The sequence below is a fragment of the Methylocystis sp. MJC1 genome (assembly GCF_026427715.1).
GTDB lineage: Bacteria > Pseudomonadota > Alphaproteobacteria > Rhizobiales > Beijerinckiaceae > Methylocystis.
Genome location: NZ_CP107558.1, coordinates 3,589,718 through 3,610,737 on the forward strand (window position 1 = coordinate 3,589,718; position 21,020 = coordinate 3,610,737).

Here is a 21,020-nt window from a genome sequence, read left to right on the forward strand (position 1 = left end):
TCGAGCGGCATTTTCTCAACTCCGAGACGGTGCGCGACGTCGTCATCGGCATGGCGGACGGCCTTACGGTCCCCTTTGCGCTCGCAGCGGGCATTACGGCGGCGATCGCCTCCACCCGCGTCGTGGTGACGGCAGGCCTCGCCGAGATCGTCGCGGGCGCGACCGCCATGGGGCTGGGCGGCTACCTCGCCGCGCGCAGCGATCAGGAGCATTTTCACTCCGAAGAGAAGCGCGAATATGCCGAGGTCGAAAAGCTCCCCGACCAGGAGAAGCGGGAGCTGCGCGAGATTTTCGGCGAATATGGGCTCGGCAAGCCCGAGGTCGATACTGTCGTCGCAGCGCTTTCGGCGGATAAGAAGCGCTGGGTGGATTTCATGATGCGCTTCGAGCTCGGCCTCGAAAAGCCCGACCCCAAGCGCGCGCCGATCAGCGCCGCAACCATCGCCGCAGCTTACTTCGTCGGGGGGCTGATCCCGCTCGCGCCTTACATGATCGAGAGCGACATCAAAAAGGCGCTCATTTACTCAGCGGGATTCACCGGCCTTGCTTTGATCATCTTCGGCGGGGTGAAGGGCAAGCTCACGGGCGTCGATCCGTTCAAGTCGGGCTTTCAGACCTTCCTTGTGGGCGGGCTTGCCGCGGGCGCCGCCTATTATCTCGCCTCGTTTTTCGGCTGACGAAACGGGCGGCCTGTTGCATGGCGCTTGCATCGGCGAGGCTGTATTGCAAAGCGCGCGCGACCATATGAGAAACCTGGAGGCGGCATGCAGACCACGGATGTCATCGTTCTCGGCGCGGGCATGGTCGGCGTATCGGCGGCGTTGAACCTACAGGCGCGCGGGCGCGCGGTGGTCATGATCGACCGGCGCGGCGCGGGGCTCGAGACGAGCTTCGGCAACGCCGGCCTCATCGAGCGCGCCTCGATCTTTCCCTATGTCTTCCCGCGCGACCCGGCGCGGCTCGTCAAATATGCGCTCAACCTTTTGCCCGAGGCGCATTACCATTTGACGGCGCTGCCAAGCGTCGGCCCCTGGCTCCTGCGCTATTGGCGCGAGAGCGCGCCTGAGCGCGTTGCAAAAAGCATCGCCGCGCGCCTGCCGCTGATCGAGCACAGTCTCAGCGAGCATGAAGCGCTCATTGCGCAGGCCGACGCGGGCGCACTGCTGCGCCACACCGGATGGATGAAACTCTTCCGCAGTGAAGCGACCTTCAAGGCCGGCGTTGCGGACGCCGAGAAGCTGGCGGAATATGACCTCCATATCGACATCCTGGATTCGACCGATGTCGCCGCACGCGAGCCGCATCTCGCGCCTGTGGCGGGCGCTGTGCATTATCTCGACACCGCCTCGGTGAGCGATCCCGGCGCCCTGGCGAAGGCTTACGCCGATCTCTTCCTCGCGCGCGGCGGACGTTTCGTTCACGGCGACGCCTTGAGCTTGACGCAGGAGGCGGACGGGCGCTGGAGCGTCGCGGGGCCAGAGGGACGCATCGTCGCAAGCGACGCCGTCGTGGCGCTCGGCCCCTGGTCGGACCAGATCTTCAAGCCGCTCGGCTACGATATGCCTTTCGGCTTCAAGCGCGGATACCACATGCACTACGCGCCGGGAGAAGGCACCAAGCTCAATCACCCTGTGCTCGACGCCGATAACGGCTATCTGCTCGCGCCCATGGCCAAGGGCATAAGGCTGACGAGCGGCGCGGAATTTGCGGCCCGCGACGCCCCGCCGACTCCCGTGCAGATCGAGCTGTGCGAGCCGATCGCGCGGCGCCTCTTTCCGCTCGGGAAGGCGCTCGATTCGGCCCCGTGGAAAGGCGCGCGGCCTTGCCTGCCCGATATGCTCCCGGTCCTCGGCCCCGCCCCGCGCCACAAGGGTCTGTGGTTCGACTTCGGCCACGCCCATCACGGCCTGACCCTCGGGCCGGTCAGCGGGCGGCTGCTCGCGGAGATGATGACGGGCGAGACGCCTTTTACGGACCCGTCGCCCTATCGGGCGGATCGGTTTTAGGCCGTCATTGCGAGCGAAGCGAAGCAATCCAGGGCCGCGATGGCTGCCGTGGATTGCTTCGTCGGCTTCGCCTCCTCGCAATGACGGGCCCGCGTCGTCCAACAGGGCTCCGAATTCGGGTTAACGAGCAGATGTGTTCCAGCGTCATGGCCGCGCTTGTCGCGGCCATCCACGCCGCGCCGACGCGGAAAGCTGGAACATGAGCGGAACAACGCCGCTTCTTCTTCCCGCTCGTCGTAATGTCCTGGCGTGGATGCCCGCGACAAGCGCGGGCATGACTGCGGCTGCGTAGGGTTTGTTAACCTGGATTCCGAGCCTCGCCTCGTCCAACCGTAGGCTTCACATTAGCGTCATGATCTGAAATTTTCGGGCCCACCCGAATCGCGCCGCCGGGCGCCTATGGATCAGACATGCGCGCGCCTGCCACGAGACTTGCCTATATCGACGGTTGGCGCGTGCTCGCGATCATGCTCGTCTTCCTCGATCATCTCGGCGCGAACCGCGAGATCGGCGCCTTTTACGAGGCGAGCCCGATCGGCTTTATTTCCCAATATGGCGAGACCGGCGTCTTCATCTTCTTCTTCATCAGCGGCTATGTCGTCAGCCGCGCCTGCCTCGCCGAGGTCGAAAGCTCCGGCGCGTTCTCCGCGCCCGCTTTCTATGCGCGCCGCTTCTTCCGCATCGTCCCGCCGCTGATGCTCTATCTGGCGTTCTGCCTCGCTTTGGGCGCGGCCGGCTACATCGACTTTTCTCTCGAAAACGTGCTGAGCGCCGCATTTTATCTGTGCGACACGACGGCGCCGGGCGTCTCCTGCAACTGGTATGTCGGCCACACGTGGAGCCTCGCCTTCGAGGAGCAATTCTACTGCCTCTTTCCCGTGGCCCTGGCTTACCTCGAATTCGGCAAAGCGCCCCGGCCGATCATCGCCGCCGCCGTCCTGCTCTTCGCCGCGGCGCCTTTCGTCTTCACCGTCTGGTGGATCGGCAAGACAGGTTTCGTCATTGCCTATGCGCTGTTCTTCGCCGGCTATGCGGCGGCGAAACACGGCGAGCGCGTGGTCGCGGCGGCGCAGGGCTTTCGCGTCCCGGCGCTGATCGTGGCGATGCTGATCGTCTTCCTGCCGCGCGGCGTCGTCGCCGCCTTCGGGCAAGACGAAGCCGCGCGGGCGGAGCTGATCGCCTATTATCGGCTGCTTTATATTGTGGCCATCCCGGCCATGGTCCTGCTGTCGGGGGCGACAAGCCTGTTCCGCAGCATCCTCTCCGACCGGGCGCTCTCCCATCTCGGCCGCGCCAGCTATTCCATCTATCTTTGGCAACAGCTCTGCAACGGCCCCGTCTTCAACGGCCTCGACGCCGTTTCGCAACTGGCCCTGCTGGCGGCGGTCGTATTGCTCTGCCTGCTGCTATTCCCGCTGGAACTGAAGCTCGTCGGCTATGGCCACGCGCTCTCGAAACGCTTTCAGGCTTCGCCTGGCGCAGCCTCGGCGGGCGGCGTCCCGCCCATGGCTGCGGCTGTTCTCGAATAGGATCGCGCAAATTCAAAAAGCTGGAGCGCATTCTTTTCGCAAAAGTCTGTCGACTTTTGCGGAATGCGCTCTACCGGATAAGGCGGGCCAGATCGGCCGGCGAGAAGCCGAAATTCACGCCGAAACGAATGCCGTGCATGGCGCTGTGGTCGCCGACAGCAACGGCCCCGGGCGCGGCGCTGGTGGTGTAGGCCGGATAATGGTGCTGGAGCTTGATGTAGAGATATTCGGCGTTGACGGAGATGTTCTGCGTCAGCGCGTAGCTCACGCCGCCGCCCACCGACCAGCCCGGCAGGAAGGCGTGGTCGAGGCTCGCGCCGGTCGAATAGCCCGCACCGCCGACGTTGAAGCCGGAGTAGCTTTTGGGCGCGATAATATGGCCGTAGGCAAGACCGCCTGTGCCGTAGACCAGGATACGGTCGAAGGCGTAGCCGAACTTGAGGCGCGCCGTGCCGATATAGCCCGGCCGCGAGCCGGAAACGGAGCCCTCGCCGTTGGATGAGCCGCCGATCGACGAACGAAATTGCGCGTCGGTCTCGAAGCCCGCGACAATATTGGCCCAGATCGGCAGCATATAGCCGATCTTGAGGCCGCCGGCGAAGGCCGCGCCGTTGAGCGGCACCGGATCGGCGAAATAGCTGTTGCCGACGACCGAGCCGGCGGTGAAGCCAATCGTGGGACCGCTCCAGTTGAAGCTTGGCGCCTCCCCGCCCGGCGGGGGCGGCGGCGCGGGTTCGCCCGGCGGCGGGTTGGAGCCATGGTCCGAGGGCGGCGGCGCGCCCTTGCACGTATTGTCGAAGCTCCAATCCTTCTTGCCGACCTTTTTGGGCTCGGAAACATGGTTCGGCGTGACCGTGACGGTGGTGCAGGGCTTATCCAGCACGCGGCACTGAGCGCCCGTCGAGTCGCAAACCTCGATCGCGCCGGCGTAGAGGACGGCGTCCGTCCGGCCCGGGGTCACCCGCACGCCGTAATTGGTGCCGCGCACGCCAATCGTCGCGGTGGGAGTGCGCACGTCATAGGGCTTGTGCTCGCCGGGGGCGGAAACGAAACGAAAAGCGCCCTTGGCGGCGTTGAAGGTCGCGCCCGCGCCGCCCGCATAGACGAAATTGTCGAGCTTCACACGCGACGAAGGTCCCATCTGCAGGTCGGTGCGGTCTGCAAAGACGAATTTGCCGCGGCTTGCGGCGCCGGTCGTCAGCACCTCGTCGAAATAGACCTCGTCGCCCTTTGAAAGGCGCATGCTGCGCCCACTGGAAGCGCCCTGCACGTCCTTCTCGATGGCGGCCGCGGAGCCGATCGTCTCTTCGGCGGCCGCCGGGAAAGTCAAAGCGCAGAGAGCGGTTGTCGCGATCGCGGTTCTGCGCATGAAGGTCCCCCGGAAATGCCAGATTTGGAAAAACGGCAACAACTGCCTCTATTTGCCAAATCTATCTCAACGCCCGAGCGGAGACGCAACCGGCCGTGGCCGAAATAGGGCTTAATTTCCGGTTAAGTGGCTTTTTCGTCACATTTGGCTGAAGCGTCAAAATCTGAGCATGTCGGAAATCTGCCCCTCTTCGAAATACTCGTCGAACTGCGCGACAAGACCGCCGTCGAAGATGCGCGCCACCACCGCAGTCTTGACCCCGAGCGACACCCGCTCTCCGATCATGGCTTGCGCCGAGGTCAGGACGCTGATTCCAGAGAGCGAGACATCATTGATCCGCGCCACATTTTCCCTACCGGCGGGCATGCGGATCATCGTCCACGGCATTCGCGGGACGATGCGCTTGTGCCGGCGAGCGTCCGGGAGACCGCAAACCTCCCGATTGGCAAACCAGACAAGCTGCGCCGCCAGCTTGCGCCGTCGCGTCACGGAGAGGTCGAGACTGATGGCGAAGCCACCGTCCATCTGACGCTCAACATTTCCCTCGAAGCGACCAAGCTCCAGAACATGAACGATAATCCGGTCCCCATACCGCGGCCGGGCCGGCGTCGAGAGCGTCATTTCTCCGGTGGATGCCGCGATGATTCGGCATGAATACTCGGATCCGTCAGGCGAGCTGAAACACGCGTCCAGATCGACGCCAACGGCCGGGCCATGCAGCGGCGTCCGGCTAATGTCGATTTCAAATCCGGGTTGTAGCGCCATGCTGCCCACCGACGACGAGGTTTCGAAAGCCAGCGTCAGCAAAAAGTTCTCATATTAAGTTAACGGATTAACGGAAATTAATCCGTTCGACAGCCACTCGTTTGTGCAATGGCCTTTGCGCCGCGCCTGGGCTATGGCACAAACGCGTCAAATCCTTCCAAGCAAACGCGCCGACGAATGGCTGCTTGGATTTCTCTCGACTTTGCATCTTTTCGGGAAACCGCGACCGGTTTTCCGGAGAAGACGCTTTAGAGGATGACCATGGCGGCGGACGTCACTTTTCCAGCGGCTGCGGCGGCGGGGCTTCTGTCTTTCCTCTCCCCTTGCGTCCTGCCACTGGTGCCTCCCTATCTGACCTATCTGGCCGGCGTCAGCATGGAGGATTTGGAGATCGAGTCGCGCTCGCGCGCAAGGCGCGACGTTCTCGTGTCGGCTGTCCTCTTCGTTCTCGGTTTTACCACCGTATTCGTAGCGCTGGGCGCGACGGCGAGCGCCTTCGGCGCGGTGATCCGCGCCAATCTCCAAATCCTGTCCTGGGTCGCCGGGGCGATCATCATCCTGATGGGCCTCCACTTCGTCGGCCTGCTCAAGGTGAGCCTGCTCTATCGGGAGAAGCGCGCGGAAATTTCGAAGCCCATGGGGCTTTTCGGCTCTTATGTGATGGGTCTCGCCTTTGCCTTCGGCTGGACCCCCTGCATCGGGCCGATCCTCGCGGCGATTCTCGCCGTCGCAGGGACGCAGGATACCGTGGCGCGTGGCGCCGCCTTGCTCGCCACTTATTCTCTGGGGCTCGGGCTGCCCTTTATCGTCGCTGGCTTTGCGCTCGGGCGCTTTCTGGCCTTCGTCGCCCGTTTTCGTAGACATTTCGGCAAGGTCGAGAAGATCGTCGGGGTCCTGCTGATCTTCACGGGCGTCGCTTTCCTTACCGGCGGCGTGCAGGAAATGTCCTTTTGGCTCCTCGAATTGTTCCCGGGGTTGGCGACGCTGGGATGAGCGCGATCCCCAGCGAGGAACGGTCAGACGATCCACGTCTGCCGGAAATCGACCGGCTGCGCGGTCTCGTCATGGTCGTCATGGCGCTGGACCATATGCGCGACTTCTTTGACGCCGACGCGCTGCGATTCAGCCCCACCGATCTCGACCGCACCTATCCCTTTCTGTTTTTCACCCGCTTCATCACCCATTTCTGCGCGCCGACATTCGCCGTCCTGGCCGGCGTCGGCGCCTTCCTTTACGGAGCCAAGCGGAACCACAAAGCGCTGAGCCTTTTCCTGGCGACGCGAGGCGTCTGGCTCATCCTGCTCGACGCTATCGTGATCAGCCCGGTTTGGGGTGGCCCGGGGCGCATCAGCTTGGGAACGCTTTGGGCGATCGGTTGCGGGCTTCTGGCGCTCTCGGTCCTTTCGCTCGCGCGGCCGGCGGTGGTTTTCGCCATAGGCGCGGCGATCATCCTTGGCCATAACCTGCTCGACGGCATTCACGCCGCAGACCTCGGAGCCTTCGCGCCCTGGTGGCGACTGTTGCATGAACCCGGCGCCTTGCCGCTCGACCTCCCCGGCCGCGTCCTGTACCCGGCCCTCCCCTGGATTGGGGTCCTGGCGCTCGGCTATGGGGTCGGACCGCTCTTCCAACGAAGCGCGCAGGAGCGCGATTCTATCCTGCTCAAGGCGGGGCTCGGCGCGCTGGCGCTTTTCATCCTGCTGCGGGCCCCCAATCTCTATGGCGACCCCCGCGCCTTCGCGCTGCGGGCGGATGGGATCGGCTCGGCGCTTTCCTTCCTCAACGTCACAAAATATCCGCCGTCGCTGCTCTATTTGCTCGTCACGCTCGGCGGCGCGGCGCTCGCCCTGCCCGCGCTGGAGCGCCTTGGCGGCGCTGCTGGTCGCGCGCTCGCGATTTTTGGCCGCACGCCCCTCTTCTTTTACGTTCTGCATTTATATGTCGGCGTCGCGGCCGTCTTGGCGCTCGCGGCTTGGCGGGGCTATTCGCTCGAAGACATCGCCGCTGTCGTCAAATCCGGCGCGCCGCCAGACGATTTCGGGACAGGGCTTGCCGGCGCCTACCTCATCTGGATTCTCGTGGTCATAGGACTTTACCCGCTCTGCCGGTGGTTTGCCGAAATCAAACGCCGCAGGAGCGATCTCTGGTGGCTGAGTTATCTGTAATCCTTAACGCTTGTCAGCAATTGTCTATCCCGGCGCCTTGGTGCGCGGACTGCGCTCGCGTATAGAAGAACACAATAATTGGCGCTTATTCCGCTGAATGAACGTCGCAAATATGGTCCGGGGTCGGGTAATGTTAGAAAAACTGGTGGCCTTCTGTCTTCGTTGGCCCTGGACAGTGGTTCTTCTCACGCTGGCCCTGACGGGCGGGGGCGTTTACCTCACGGTCGACCGTTTCGCGATCGATACGGATACGACAAATCTTTTCTCGCCGAACATGGCATGGCGGAAAAACCAGACGGCGCTCTATCGCGCCTTCCCCCAGCTCGAGAATTCGATCGTCGCGGTCATCGACGCGAAGACCGGCGAGGCGGCTGACGACGCGGCGGCGCGGCTCACCGCGGGGCTCACGGGCAAGCCGCTGATGCAGCGCGTCTGGCGCCCGGACGATCCCGCCTTCTTCATGAAGAATGGCCTGCTCTACCTCGATCTGCCCGAGGTCGAGCATACGGTCGGCATGATGATCGGCCAGCGCGACGTGCTGACGCCGCTCGCCGAAGACCCGACCTTGCGCGGCCTCTCCAACGTCCTCGTCGCCAATCAGAAACGCGCCGCCGGCAGCGAGCGCGCGACCGCCATGTATCTCTCCGGCCTCGATGAGTTTTCGCGCGCTTTCGAGCAGGCGCTCGCGGGCCGGGAAACCCAGGTCGACTGGGAGAAGCTGCTTTCTGGCGGCAAGGCCGACGCCGCCCCGCCCGGCCCGCCGCCCGAGAAGCGCCGCGTCGTCCTCATTACGCCCGTCCTCGACTTCACCGCCCTTCAGCCCGCCGCCGACTCGATCGCGCTTGTGCGCAAAACCGCGGCGGAGCTCGGCATTACAAAGGAAAACGGCTTCGTCTTCCGCCTGACCGGCGAGGCGCCGCTCGCGGATGAGGAATTCGCCACGCTCTCCGAGAACATGGCGCTGAACACCGTCGGCACGCTCGTCGTCGTCTCGCTCATCCTTTTCGCCGCGCTGCGCTCGCCCAAGCTTATCTTCGCGGTGCTCCTCACCCTGCTCGCGGGCCTCGCCATCACCTCCGGCTTGGGCGTTCTGCTGATCGGCCGCTTCAATTTGATTTCGGTCGCCTTCGCCGCGCTTTTCATCGGGCTCGGCGTCGACTTCGGCATCCAATTCGCGACCCGCTATCGTGAAGAACGCCACGACCAAGGCGATCTGGAACGCGCAATTCTCGAGGCGACCCGCGGCATCGGGGGGTCGCTCACTCTCGCCGCCGTCTCGTTGCTCGCCGGCTTCTTCTGCTTCCTGCCGACGAATTTCCTGGGCGTCGCGGAGCTGGGCCTCATCGCCGGCGTCGGAATGATCATCGCCTATCTCGCGACGCTCAGCTTCCTGCCGGCGGCGATCAAACTCCTGCGTCCGCCGGCGGAGCACGTGCCGATCGCGACCCATTCGCTTGCGGCGGTCGATCATTGGATCGCCCATCACCGAAAGCTCGTTCTCGTCGCCACCGCTACCGTCGTTCTCGCCGGAACGCCCTATCTCTTGCGGCTGCGTTTCGACTCCAACCCGATGAATTTGCGCGACCAGAAAGTCGAGTCGGTCGCGACCTTCCTCGACCTCAACAAGGACCCAAAAACCGCGCCCAACAAAATCGAGACGCTGGCCTCTTCTTTTGAGGCGGCGCGCCAGCTCAAGGAGAAAATTCTAACCTTGCCCGAGGTCGATCATGTGGACTCGATCGATTCGCTCATCCCTGTGGATCAGGACGAGAAGCTCGCGCTCATCGAGCGCGCGTCAAAGGAGCTGCATGGGGCGCTCTACCCCAAGACCAAGCCGGCGCCAACCGACGCGGAGACCGTCAAAGCCCTGATCGGCGCCGCCAAGGCGCTGCGCGCGGCCGTCGCCAAAGCGCCTTCGCCGCAGACGCTCCGCTTCGCTGCGGCGCTCGAGGGCCTCGCCAAGGCAAGCCCAGCGACCCGCGAAAAGGCCCGCGCCGCCGCCTTCACCGGCTTCGAAAAGCTCATCGGCCAGATGCGCGACGCGCTAAAGGCCCAGCGCGTGACGCCCGACTCCTTGCCTCAGCAACTGCGATCGGACTGGATCTCGGCCACCGGCGTCCTGCGGCTCGAGACGACGCCCAAGGGCAATGGCAATGATCTCGAGGTGATGTCGAAATTCGCCGACGCGGTGCTCTCGGTCGCGCCGGAGTCGAGCGGCGCGCCGGTCATCATTTCGGAAGCGGGAAAGACCGTGACCCGCGCCTTTCTGGAGGCAGGCCTCTTCGCTTTCCTTGCCGTCTTCCTGATTCTCGCCATCGCCCTGCGCAACGCCAAGGACGTCGCGCTCACGCTCGGGCCGCTCGTGCTCGCCGGCGTCATGAGCCTTCAGGCGGCGGAATTGCTTGGCGTGCCGCTCAATTTCGCCAACATCATCGCGCTGCCGCTGATGTTCGGCGTGGGCGTCGCCTTTCATATTTACTACGTGGTCGCCTGGCGAAAGGGCGTCGTAGATATGCTGGCGTCGAGCCTGACGCGTGCGATCTTCTTCAGCTCCCTGACGACGGGAACGGCCTTCGGCAGCCTCTTCTTATCGAGCCATCCCGGCACGGCGAGCATGGGCGAATTTCTGACGCTTTCGCTTTTCTTCACCCTGCTTGCGGCCTTCATCATCGTGCCGGCGTTCCTCGGACCGCCGCCACATCCTGCCCAAGGCGAGGCCGATGCGCCTTGACGGCGCCGCCATTCGGTTTTTCGCTATGCGAAGAGCGATATATTTTAGGAAGCGAATCGGGTCGGGGGCCGGGCTGTCATGAAGAGACTATTGCAGAGCATCCTCGCCGCGACGGCTATTTGCGGGCCCGCCGCGGCCACCACGACGGAAATCTACGGCGTCTGGGCGCGCGACGGCCACCCGACCGATAAGCTCGAATTCTTCGATTGCAGCGGCAAGCTCTGCGCGAAGGGCATACTTCCGATGCGCGACGGCAGCCCGCCGCCGCTGATCCTGCGTTACGCGACAAAGACGGGCCCCAATAGCTGGAAGGGCGACCTCTACAATCCAGAGGACGGCAAAACCTACACAGGCAAAATTACCTTTGAGACGTCTGATCAGCTGACGCTGAGCGGTTGCCTTGTCGCCTTCCTTTGCCAAAGCGAGACATGGACGCGCATCTCCGGCCCGACGAAGACCGTCGCGCCGGTCGATAAGACGGAAGCCAAGGGCGCCAAGGCTCAAGCGCCCGAGGCCGCCAAATCCGCCGACAAGGAAAAAGACAAAACCCCGGCAAAAGCGGCGGCTCAGGACGCCGCCAAGGGCGCAAAGCTAGCGCCCCGGCCGAGCGATTCGAAATCGGCGCCCGTAAAGCCAGCGCCAGCAAAGGCGGCTCCAGCAAAGCCTGCTCCGGCAAAGCCGGCCGCGCCCAAATCGGGCGACGGCGAGGAATGAGCGGCTTTCGCCGCGGGTTAACGATAGGTAACTTGACGCTTGCAGTGCGGTAGGCGAGCGTCCGGGCAGACCCGGCGCAAGCGTCGCATGGGCGGCGTTGACCTTTTCCTGCCCTGACTGGCTAATTCCGACATGTTCGATAGAGTTATCTTGACCGCGGCCTGTTTTTGGCGGACAGACCTCTGCGGAAAAACAAGGACGAGCTTCCGTTGAGGGCTGACGTCGTTTGCGCTTTTGCTGGGAAGAAACGACGAGCCGCGTTTGGCGCGGCGGCTGCGCTTTGCCTGTCGTCCTGCGACCTCGAATGGGAGAAGCCGGATCTCGCGACGCCGCCGCCCGAAACCTTTCGCGAGGCCAAATCCGCTTCCGCCAAACCCATTGCGCGAGGCCCGGATTTTGCGGCAAGGTTCGGCTCGAAGGAGCTGACGGCGCTTGTAGAGCAGGCGGTCGGCGACAATCTCGACATCGCCGCCGCCGTGGCCCGCATTCAGCAGGCGGACGCCCAGGCGCGCGTCTCGAGCGCGGCGCTCTGGCCGAACGTCGCCATGCAGGACATCGCGCGCAGAACGCGCACCCCCGGCACGACGACCAATATCGGCTCGGCGAGCACCGGCTTGAGCCCGGCAACGTCGACCTCGACGACCACGTCTTCCTCCACGGGCTTCAGCGCGCGCGAATATAATTTCTTCCAGCTCGGCCTCACGGCTAGCTATGAGATCGACTTCTGGGGCAAAAACGAAGACGCCTCCTACGCCTCGCGGCTGCTCGCCAACGCCAGCCGCTTCAACCGGGACACGGTCGAGATCTCCACGATCGCGGCGGTGCTGAACGCCTATTTCCAGGTGCTGACGGCCCAGGACCGACTGAATATCGCCCACAATAACGTCGCCATCGCCGAGCGTGTGTACCGCGCCATTCAGGCGCGCTTCGAGGTCGGCGTCGCCAGCGTGCTCGACACGGCGCAGCAGGAGACCGTTGTCGCCCAGCAGCGGGCGTCGATCCCGCCGCTCGAGCAGACCTTGCGGCAGACCCGCAACCAGCTCGCCGTTCTCGTCGGCCAAACGCCCGAGAGCCTCTCCGTCAAGGGCGGATCGCTCACCAAGCTCGCCTATCCGAAAGTCGCGCCGGGCCTGCCGTCAGAAATGCTGCTGCGCCGCCCAGACGTCGCCAACGCCGAGGCCCAGCTCGCCTCGCAGGAATTCTCGGTGCTGCAAGCCCGGGCGATGTTCTTCCCCTCGATCACGCTCACCGGCCAATACGGGGTGCAGACCGCCTTGCTGCATAATCTTCTGCGCCCCGAAGCGATCGGCTGGCAAATCGCCTCGAATCTCGCCCAGCCGATTTTCGACGGCTATAATCTGCAGGGGAATTACGAGCAGCAGAAGGGCCGCTACGCCGAGCTTGGCGCGCTCTACAAAAAACAAATCCTGACGGCGCTGTCCGACACGGAGAACGCGCTCATCGCCTCGAAGGAGACCGCGCAAGCGGTCAGGCTCCAGGGCCTCGCCGTCGCGGCCGCCCGGCGCGCGCTGACGGCGGCGGAGATGCGGCTGCAGGAAGGCACGATCGACATCGTCACCCTTTCGACGACGCAGAACACGCTCTTCCTGGCGCAGGATCAACTTGCTCTGGCCCGGCTGTCTTATTTTCAATCGGCGACGAGCCTATATCAAGCTCTCGGCGGCGGTTGGTCACCGACCACGCGAGACGCCGAAATCGCTTCCGCAAACGCCGCCTATGAGGCGGACAAAGGGATTCATCCATGATACGCGCCGACAGGCGTATTCTCATGGCGCTCGGCGCGCTCGCAGTCGCTCTTGCCGCGGGCGGGGCCTATCGCGCTGGCGTGCTGCCCGGTTTTCCTGCCGCCGATAAATCCTCTGCCGACCAGGCGGATGGAAGACGCGGCCGCGGCGACGCCATCGTGACCGTAACGACGGCGCAAACGCGCATCCAGGACGTTCCGGTGACGATCGATGCGGTCGGCACGGTGCAGGCGCTCAACTCGGTCGTTATTCGAACTCAGGTCGACGGAAGGCTGCTGCGCCTCGACTTCACCGAGGGTCAGGACGTCAAGAAAGGCGACGTCCTCGCTGAGATCGACCCGGCGCTCTACAAGGCGCAATACGATCAGGCCGTCGCCAAAAAAGCGCAGGACGAAGCCAATCTCGCCAACGCCCGCGTCGACATGGCGCGCTACGAAAAGCTCGTCGCAGGCAAATTTCTGTCGCAGCAGCAATATGCGACCCAGAAAGCGCAAGTGAGCCAACTCGAGGCGCAGGTGCGCGCCGATCAGGCGGCGATCGACAACGCCAGGACGACCCTCGAATACGCCACGATCCGCTCGCCGATCGACGGACGCGTCGGCATCCGCCTTGTCGACGTCGGCAATATCCTTCACGCTTCCGACCAGAGCGGTATTGTCGTCATCACGCAGCTGAAGCCGATCAACGTCGTCTTCACATTGCCGCAGCAAGCCCTACCCGCGGTGCAGAAGGCGCAGGCCAATGGCGTCGCCAAGGTGCGCGCGCTCGGCTCCGACAACGCCAGCGTGATCGAGACCGGCGAGCTGAAAGTGGTCGACAACCAGATTGACCAGCTCACCGGCACCGTAAAACTAAAGTCCAGTTTCGCAAATGATAACCTCGCTCTTTGGCCCGGCCAGTTCGTCAACGTCCGGCTCATGCTCGACACGATCCGAAACGCGATCGTCGCGCCGAGCCCCGCCGTTCAGCGCGGACCGAATGGCGCCTTCGTGTATGTTCTCGGCGAGGACGGTCACGCAAATATAAGAAGCGTCACGACCGGACGGCAGGATGAGAACATCGTCGTCGTCACATCGGGGCTGGAACCCGGGACGACCATCGTGACCAGCGGCTTCTCGCGCCTCTCCGAGGGCGCCAAGGTCCATGTGATCAAAGCCGAGGAGCCCGTCGCCGCGGCGGCCGGCCCCGAAACCAAGCCAGAGCAGATCAATCGCCGCCAAGGCGGCGCAAAGGGAGAGGGCTCTCCCGGAAAGTAAACAGAAAGCGGCATGAATATTTCGGCGCCCTTCATCAACAGGCCGGTAGCGACCTCGCTCATGGCCTTCGCCGTCCTGCTGTTCGGCCTGCTGGGCTATTCGCGTCTTTCCATCTCGCCGCTGCCGCAGGTCGATTTTCCGACGATCCAGGTCACGACGCAGCTTCCCGGCGCCAATCCCGACACCATCGCCTCGCTGGTGACGGCCTCGCTCGAGCGGCAGTTCGGACAGATTCCCTCGCTCGCCAGCATGTCGTCGCAGAGCTCTTTCGGCCTGTCGCAGGTCACGCTGCAATTCGCCCTCGACCGCGACATCGACGCCGCCGCGCAGGATGTCCAGGCGGCGATCAACGCCGCCGCCTCGACGCTGCCGCGCGATCTCCCCTACCCGCCGGTTTACGCCAAAGTGAACCCGGCCGACACCGCGGTGCTGACTCTCACGCTGCGCTCCAAAACCGCGACGTTGCGCGATCTGAGCGATCTCGCCGACACGCTGATTGCGCCGCAATTGTCGCAAGTCTCCGGCGTCGGCCGGGTGTCGGTGCAGGGCGGCGTGCGCCCCGCCGTGCGCATCGAGGCGGATCTCGCGCGGCTCGCCGCCAACCGCATCGGCATGGAGGATTTGCGTCAGGCCGTCGCGGCCGCCAATAACGCCGGTGCCAAGGGATCGCTCGACGGAAAGCGGCAGTCCTACACGCTCGACGCCAACGATCAGATCCTTCAAGCCAAGCAGTATGAGACGATCATCGTCGCCTGGCGCAATAATTCGCCGGTCATGCTGCGCGACGTCGCCAAGGTCGCGGACGGACTCGAAAACGCCCGCGTCGGCGGCTGGTACGACGGCGAGCAATCCATTGTGCTCGACGTGATGCGCCAGCCGGGCGCCAATATCATCGCGACGGTCGAGCTGGTCAAAGAAACGCTGCCGAAGCTGCGCGGCGAGCTGCCGGCCGGCATGAGCCTCGACATCGTCAACGACCGCACCGACACGATCCGCGCCTCTATCCACGAAGTGGAGATGACGCTTCTCATCGCCGGCGGCCTCGTCGTCGCGGTCGTGCTGCTGTTCCTGCACAGCTGGCGCGCGACGCTCATCGCCGGCGTCAGCTTGCCGCTCTCGATCATCGCCACCTTCTTCGTCATGTGGGGGATGGGCTTCTCGCTCGACAATCTCTCGCTGATGGCGCTCACCATCGGCACCGGCTTCATCGTCGACGACGCCATCGTCATGATCGAGAACATCGTGCGCAATATCGAGCGCGGAAAGAAGCCGCTTCAGGCGGCGCTCGACGGCGCGCGTGAGATCGGCTTCACCGTCGTTTCGCTGACCGTCTCGCTCATCGCGGTTTTCATTCCGCTCTTGTTCATGACCGGCATTGTCGGGCGCATGTTCCGCGAATTCGCGCTGACGCTCTCCATCGCCGTCGTTATCTCGGCCGTCATTTCGCTCACGCTGACGCCAATGCTCTGCGCGGTGCTGCTCAAAAGCGCGCCGACGCGCGCGCATTCGACATGGGAAATCGTGTCACTGTGGCTCGACCGTCTCTACTATCGCTCGCTCGACTGGGCGCTGAAGCGCGAGACCTTCATGCTCGCCCTGACCGCCGGCACACTCGCTTTGACGGTGGCGCTCTACATCGTCATCCCGAAAGGCTTTCTCCCGCGCCAGGACACGGGCGTGCTGAGCGTCGTTATGGAGGCCGCGCCCGACGCGTCCTTCGAGCGCATGAAGGCGCTGCAGGCGCAGGTGACGCAGGTCTTGCGCAAAGACCCTGAAGTGACCGGCGTCACGTCGGTGCTCGGCGTCGGCCCGCTCAACGCCACGACAAATGTCGGCCGCCTCACCGTAACCCTGCGCAGCCGCGAAATTCGCGACACCAGCGCCGACGTCATCGCCGATCGGCTGAAAGCTGCGGGGGAAAAGGTCGCCGGCGTCTCGCTGTTCATCGAGCCGGTCCAGGATATCCAGATCACGACGCGGCCGAGCCGCTCGCAATATCAATATACGCTGACCTCCGCCGACTCGGGCGAGCTCATGCTCTGGTCCAACCGGCTCGTCGACGAATTGCGCAAAACGCCGGGGCTCAAGAATGTCGCCGCCGAGACCCAGGACGGCGGCCTGCGAGCGCTGATGAAGATCGACCGCGAGAAGATGGGCCGCCTCGGCATTTCGGCGCAGGACGTCGATAATGTGCTGAACGACGCGTTCGGGCAGCGGCAGATTTCGACGATCTACACGCAGTCGAATCAATATCGCGTCATCCTCGAAGCGGCGCCGCAATATTTGCGCGACATGTCGGCTCTCGAGAAGCTCTATGTGGCGCCGGTCGGCGGCGGGCCGCAGACTCCGGTCGCGACTTTCGTGCGCGTCGAGAACAAAGCTGCGCCGCTTTCCGTGGCGCATCAGGACCAGTTCCCTGCTTCGACCATTAGCTTCGATCTTGCGGACGGCGTCGCGCTCGGCGACGCGGTGAAGCTGATGGCGCAGGCGCAGTCGGCGATCGGCATGCCCTCGTCGATCATCGGCGTCTTCAGCGCCGACGCCGCCGAGTTCAACAAATCGCTGGCGAGCGAGCCCTGGCTCATTCTGGCGGCGATCATCGCCATCTATGTGGTGCTGGGCGTGCTCTATGAGAGCTTCGCCCATCCCTTCACTGTGCTCACCACTTTGCCGTCGGCAGGCGTCGGCGCGTTGCTCGCGCTGATGATCCTGGGCATCGATATGTCGATTGTCGCCCTGATCGGCGTCGTGCTGCTCATGGGCATCGTGAAGAAAAATGCGATCATGATGATCGACTTCGCCCTCGAGGCGGAGCGTGACGAAGGGATGTCGCCGCGCGAGTCCATTGTACATGCCGCGCATATGCGTTTCCGGCCGATCATGATGACGACGCTCGCCGCGCTCTTTGGCGCCCTGCCGCTCGCCCTCGCGACCGGGCCGGGCAGCGAGTTGCGCATTCCGCTCGGCGTCTCGATCATTGGCGGCCTGCTGCTCTCCCAGGCGCTGACGCTTTACACGACGCCGGTCATCTATCTGCAGGTCGACCGGCTGCGCCGCCGCTTCTTGAAGCCGCTGCGGCAAGACGACGAAGAGGAAGCTTTCGGGGCGGCGACCGAGGAGACGCCGCAACGGCGGGAGGCGGCGGAATGAATGTTTCGGAGCCCTTCATCCGGCGGCCGGTCGGCACGACGCTCCTCGGCGCCGCGCTCTTCCTGATCGGCGCCGTCGCCTATTTCTTCCTGCCGGTCGCGAGCCTGCCTGCGGTGGATTTTCCCGCCATCGGCATCGGCGCGTCGCGTCCCGGCGCCGACCCGGAGACAATGGCCGCCTCCGTCGCTGCGCCGCTCGAGCGGCGCCTCTCCGGCATATCGGGCTTGAACGAGCTGACCTCGACGAGCTCGCTCGGCAGCACGCAGATCATCGCGCAATTCGACATCGACAAGAATATCGACGCCGCCGCCCGCGACGTTCAGGCGGCGATCAACGCCGCCCTCGTCGATCTGCCCACCGATCTGCCCACCGCGCCGAGCTTTCGCAAAGCCAGCCAATCCACCATGCCCGTCCTGGTGCTGGCGCTGACCTCCGACACGCTGCCCACGAGCGCCATTTTCGACGCCACCGATTCGGTGATCGCGCAACGCATCTCGCAAGTGCCCGGCGTCGCCGAGGCGCGCATCGCCGGCGCCGAGCAGCCCGCCATTCGCGTGCAAGTCGATTCGGCCCGCTTGGCCGCGATGAATCTCGGCGTCAACGAGGTGGGCAAGGCGCTCTTCACCGCAAACGCCCACGCCGCCGTCGGCGCCCTCTCCGGTGGGACGCAGGAAATCACCTTCGATACGACGGACCAGCTCTCGACGCCGGAAGATTATCGCAACATCGTCGTCGCGTCGCGCAATGGCGCGATCGTGAAGCTTGGCGACGTCGCCAGGGTTGAACGCGGCGTGCGCAATCGCATGTCCGCCGGTTGGTTCAACGGCAGATCCGCGGTCATCATCATCGTCACCAAGCAGCCCTCGGCGAACGTCATCGAGACCGTCGACCATATCAAGGCGCTCCTGCCGCAATTGCAGCAGTGGATTCCCGCTGGGATCAAGATCAACGTCCTCGCCGACCGCACCCAGACGATTCGCGCCAGCATCCACGACATCCAATTGACGCTCGCGATCTCGATCGCGCTCGTGATGATGGTGGTCTTCTTCTTTCTGCGTCGCGCGACGCCCGTCATCGCCGCCGGAATCACAGTGCCGCTCTCGCTCGTCGGCACTTGCGCCGCCATGTGGCTGGCCGGCTTCTCGATCGACAATCTATCGCTGATGGCGCTCACGATCGCAGTGGGTTTCGTCGTCGACGACGCGATCGTGATGATCGAGAATATCGAGAGCTATCAGGAAAGCGGCCTGAGCCGCCTCCAGGCGGCGCTCGAAGGCTCGAAGCAAATCAGTTTTACGGTTGTCTCGATCAGCCTGTCGCTCATCGCCGTGTTTATTCCACTGCTCTTCATGGAAGGCGTGATGGGGCGGCTTCTGCGCGAATTTTCGGTGACCCTCACCTTCGCCATCCTGATTTCGACGGTGGTCTCGCTCACAGTCACGCCGATGATTTGCGCCTGGCTGCCGGCGCCGAAACGAGACCACAAGACGCGCTTCGATCGCTTGATCGAGAACGGGCTCGACAAGATCGTCTCCTTCTACGCCCGCACCTTGCGGCCCGTCGTGGACCATCCCTGGATCACGCTCGTCGTCATTCTGGTCTCCGTGCTCTGGACGGTGCAGCTCTACCGGACGATCCCGAAGGGCAATCTTCCCCAGGATGACATCGGCCTCATCAATGGCACGTCGGAAGCCGCGCCCGATGTCTCCTTCGAGGAGATGGTGCGGCTGCAAAGGCAAGTGAACGACGCCTTGATGAACGACCCCGACGTCGCCAATGTCGGCTCCTTCATCGGCGCCAATTCGCTCACAGCGTCTGGAAATCAGGGGCGCGTTTTCGTCGCGCTGAAGCCGATCAGCGAACGCAAGTCATCGAGCCGGGAAGTCATCGACAGGCTGCGCAAGTCTTTCGCAAAAATCGCGGGCGTGAGCGTTTTCATGGTGCCCTCCCAGGACCTGCGCTCGGGCGGCCGCGTCAGCAAGGCGCAATATCAATTCACCTTGTCCGACGCCTCGCTGGACGAGCTCGAAGAGTGGCGCGTGAAGGTTCTCGATAGGCTCAAACGGCTGCCACAGCTCGCGGACGTGACGTCGGACAAAGAGCTCGGCGGGTTGCGCGCGCAGCTCATCATCGACCGCAACGCCGCCTCGCGGCTGAATGTGCCGATCGCCGCCATCGACAATGCGCTCAACAGCGCCTTTGGTCAGCGGCAGGACACGATCATCTACACGCAGCGCAACCAATACCGCGTCATCTTCGAGACGCCGCCGTCGCGCCAGCGCGACATCCGCGACCTCGCGGGAATCTATGTGTCGAGCGCTACGGGAACGCAGATTCCGCTCACCGCAGTGGCGCGCGTGGAGCGTAGCTCCATGCCGCTCGTGGTGAATCACCAGGGCGTGCTGCCGGCGGTCACCCTTTCTTACAATGTTGCGCCGGGCTCAACCCTCGACGCCGCCACCGCAGCCGTTGAAAAGGCGGTCGAGGAGATGAATCCGCCGAGCAGCCTGCATGCGGGTTTCGCGGGCGACGCCGCAGACTTCCGCAAAGTGGCGCGCGGCATGGCGGCGCTTATCCTCGCCGCGCTGCTCGCGGTCTACATCATCCTCGGCATTCTCTATGAAAGCCTGGTGCATCCGATCACGATCATCTCGACCCTGCCTTCGGCGGGCCTCGGCGCGCTCCTTGCCCTCGACGTCTTCGGCGTGGAGTTCACTGTAATCGCTTTCATCGGCATTCTGCTTTTGATCGGCATCGTGAAAAAGAACGGCATCATGCTCGTCGACTTCGCGCTTCACGCGGAACGCGAGCGCGGCCTTTCGATCCATGACGCCGCGCTGGAAGCAGCGAAGGAACGCTTCCGCCCGATCCTCATGACGACGCTCGCCGCCATGTTCGGCGCGCTGCCGCTCGCTTTTGCTGGAGGAATCGGCGCCGAGCTGCGTCGCCCGCTCGGCATCACGATCATCGGCGGATTGCTGCTGAGCCAAATGCTGACACTCTATTCGACGCCGGTCATCTATCTCTTGATGAGCAAGCTGCGTCGCAAACGTCGCGAGGAGGCGTTTGCGCACGAGCGGACGGCGCCTGCCGAGTAGACCGAATCTGCTTAGTCGTTAACGTCGTCCTCGACGCTCGCAAAGTGAGCGATCGGGGATCCACAGCAAAACCAGCGCTTTTGTGGTTCTGGATTCCCGGTCGGGCTTTTAGCCCGCCAGGAATGACAAGCACCGATGCGAGCTGTTCAACTGGGAAGGACGTGAGACGCGCGCCGCGCGCTCAATGCGCCTCGGTCTCGGGCTGTTCGAAGAAGAAGCGCAGCACCTGCGCCTTGCCGCAATCCTCGACCGGAACGTGCCAGAATTTAGAATCCATGAAAGGGAAGCGCTCCATCGGCAGTTGGATCTGCGTGAGGCGCGCGTGGTTATCGAAGCCGCGAAGCATTGCGCGTTCGAGCAGCTTTATAAGCTCCTCCTCGCATTCGGGCACCTCAGTCACGGTGAGGATCAAATTATTGGCGATAGGGAATGTCTTGTCGAAAAGCTGTTCGAATCGCGCCGTAGCCATCT

At 63.8% G+C, this 21,020-nt stretch carries 14 protein-coding genes; 11 read left to right on the forward strand and 3 right to left on the reverse strand.

Annotated elements, in window-relative coordinates; translation table 11 throughout:
* Positions 1–50: 50 nt before the first annotated feature.
* The 3 genes from OGR47_RS17270 to OGR47_RS17280 all read left to right on the forward strand — a co-directional run bounded on the left by OGR47_RS17270 (position 51) and on the right by OGR47_RS17280 (position 3,535).
* On the forward strand, positions 51–677 hold the full coding sequence (locus OGR47_RS17270; RefSeq protein WP_246729697.1) for a VIT1/CCC1 transporter family protein: 627 nt from the start codon (positions 51–53) through the stop codon (positions 675–677).
* Between the two features lie 87 nt (positions 678–764).
* Positions 765–2,006 carry an NAD(P)/FAD-dependent oxidoreductase gene (locus OGR47_RS17275; protein WP_165052124.1) on the forward strand — a complete coding sequence of 414 codons (1,242 nt, stop codon included), beginning with the start codon at positions 765–767 and terminating at the stop codon, positions 2,004–2,006.
* Positions 2,007–2,416: 410 nt separating this feature from the next.
* Positions 2,417–3,535: an acyltransferase family protein gene (locus OGR47_RS17280; protein WP_165052122.1), complete on the forward strand. Its 1,119-nt coding sequence runs from the start codon at positions 2,417–2,419 to the stop codon at positions 3,533–3,535.
* Positions 3,536–3,605: 70 nt separating this feature from the next.
* On the opposite strand, the gene OGR47_RS17285 is transcribed toward OGR47_RS17280, so the two are convergent.
* On the reverse strand, positions 3,606–4,904 hold the full coding sequence (locus tag OGR47_RS17285) for a FecR domain-containing protein (protein WP_165052120.1): 1,299 nt from the start codon (positions 4,902–4,904) through the stop codon (positions 3,606–3,608).
* A gap of 156 nt (positions 4,905–5,060) precedes the next feature.
* The gene (locus OGR47_RS17290) at positions 5,061–5,711 is read right to left on the reverse strand and encodes a PilZ domain-containing protein (RefSeq protein WP_165052117.1); all 651 of its coding nucleotides are present in this window, start codon (positions 5,709–5,711) and stop codon (positions 5,061–5,063) included.
* Between the two features lie 219 nt (positions 5,712–5,930).
* On the opposite strand from OGR47_RS17290, the gene OGR47_RS17295 reads away from it, so the two are divergent.
* The 8 genes from OGR47_RS17295 to OGR47_RS17330 all read left to right on the forward strand — a co-directional run bounded on the left by OGR47_RS17295 (position 5,931) and on the right by OGR47_RS17330 (position 20,549).
* Positions 5,931–6,662, forward strand: coding sequence for a cytochrome c biogenesis CcdA family protein (locus tag OGR47_RS17295; protein WP_165052115.1), 732 nt, complete (start codon positions 5,931–5,933; stop codon positions 6,660–6,662).
* Positions 6,659–7,834, forward strand: a complete 1,176-nt coding sequence (locus OGR47_RS17300; RefSeq protein ID WP_165052112.1) for a DUF1624 domain-containing protein — start codon at positions 6,659–6,661, stop codon at positions 7,832–7,834. Before OGR47_RS17295 ends, OGR47_RS17300 begins: the two co-directional genes overlap by 4 nt.
* Positions 7,835–7,964: 130 nt before the next feature.
* Positions 7,965–10,565 (forward strand): MMPL family transporter, encoded by a 2,601-nt coding sequence (locus OGR47_RS17305; RefSeq protein ID WP_165052110.1) that lies wholly within the window; start codon positions 7,965–7,967, stop codon positions 10,563–10,565.
* Between the two features lie 78 nt (positions 10,566–10,643).
* Positions 10,644–11,279 (forward strand): DUF2147 domain-containing protein, encoded by a 636-nt coding sequence (locus OGR47_RS17310; protein WP_165052108.1) that lies wholly within the window; start codon positions 10,644–10,646, stop codon positions 11,277–11,279.
* A 209-nt stretch (positions 11,280–11,488) separates the two neighbouring features.
* A complete protein-coding gene (locus tag OGR47_RS17315) occupies positions 11,489–13,045 on the forward strand; it encodes an efflux transporter outer membrane subunit (RefSeq protein ID WP_165052106.1) in 1,557 nt (518 codons plus the stop codon).
* Positions 13,042–14,301 (forward strand): efflux RND transporter periplasmic adaptor subunit, encoded by a 1,260-nt coding sequence (locus OGR47_RS17320; protein ID WP_165052104.1) that lies wholly within the window; start codon positions 13,042–13,044, stop codon positions 14,299–14,301. Before OGR47_RS17315 ends, OGR47_RS17320 begins: the two co-directional genes overlap by 4 nt.
* A 12-nt stretch (positions 14,302–14,313) precedes the next feature.
* Complete coding sequence (locus OGR47_RS17325) at positions 14,314–17,451, forward strand: efflux RND transporter permease subunit (RefSeq protein WP_165052101.1); 3,138 nt, start codon at positions 14,314–14,316, stop codon at positions 17,449–17,451.
* Positions 17,448–20,549, forward strand: coding sequence for an efflux RND transporter permease subunit (locus tag OGR47_RS17330; RefSeq protein WP_165052098.1), 3,102 nt, complete (start codon positions 17,448–17,450; stop codon positions 20,547–20,549). Before OGR47_RS17325 ends, OGR47_RS17330 begins: the two co-directional genes overlap by 4 nt.
* A gap of 181 nt (positions 20,550–20,730) precedes the next feature.
* Here the strand turns inward: OGR47_RS17330 and OGR47_RS17335 are convergent, their stop codons facing one another.
* The gene (locus tag OGR47_RS17335; RefSeq protein ID WP_165052096.1) at positions 20,731–21,018 is read right to left on the reverse strand and encodes a hypothetical protein; all 288 of its coding nucleotides are present in this window, start codon (positions 21,016–21,018) and stop codon (positions 20,731–20,733) included.
* Positions 21,019–21,020: the final 2 nt, after the last annotated feature.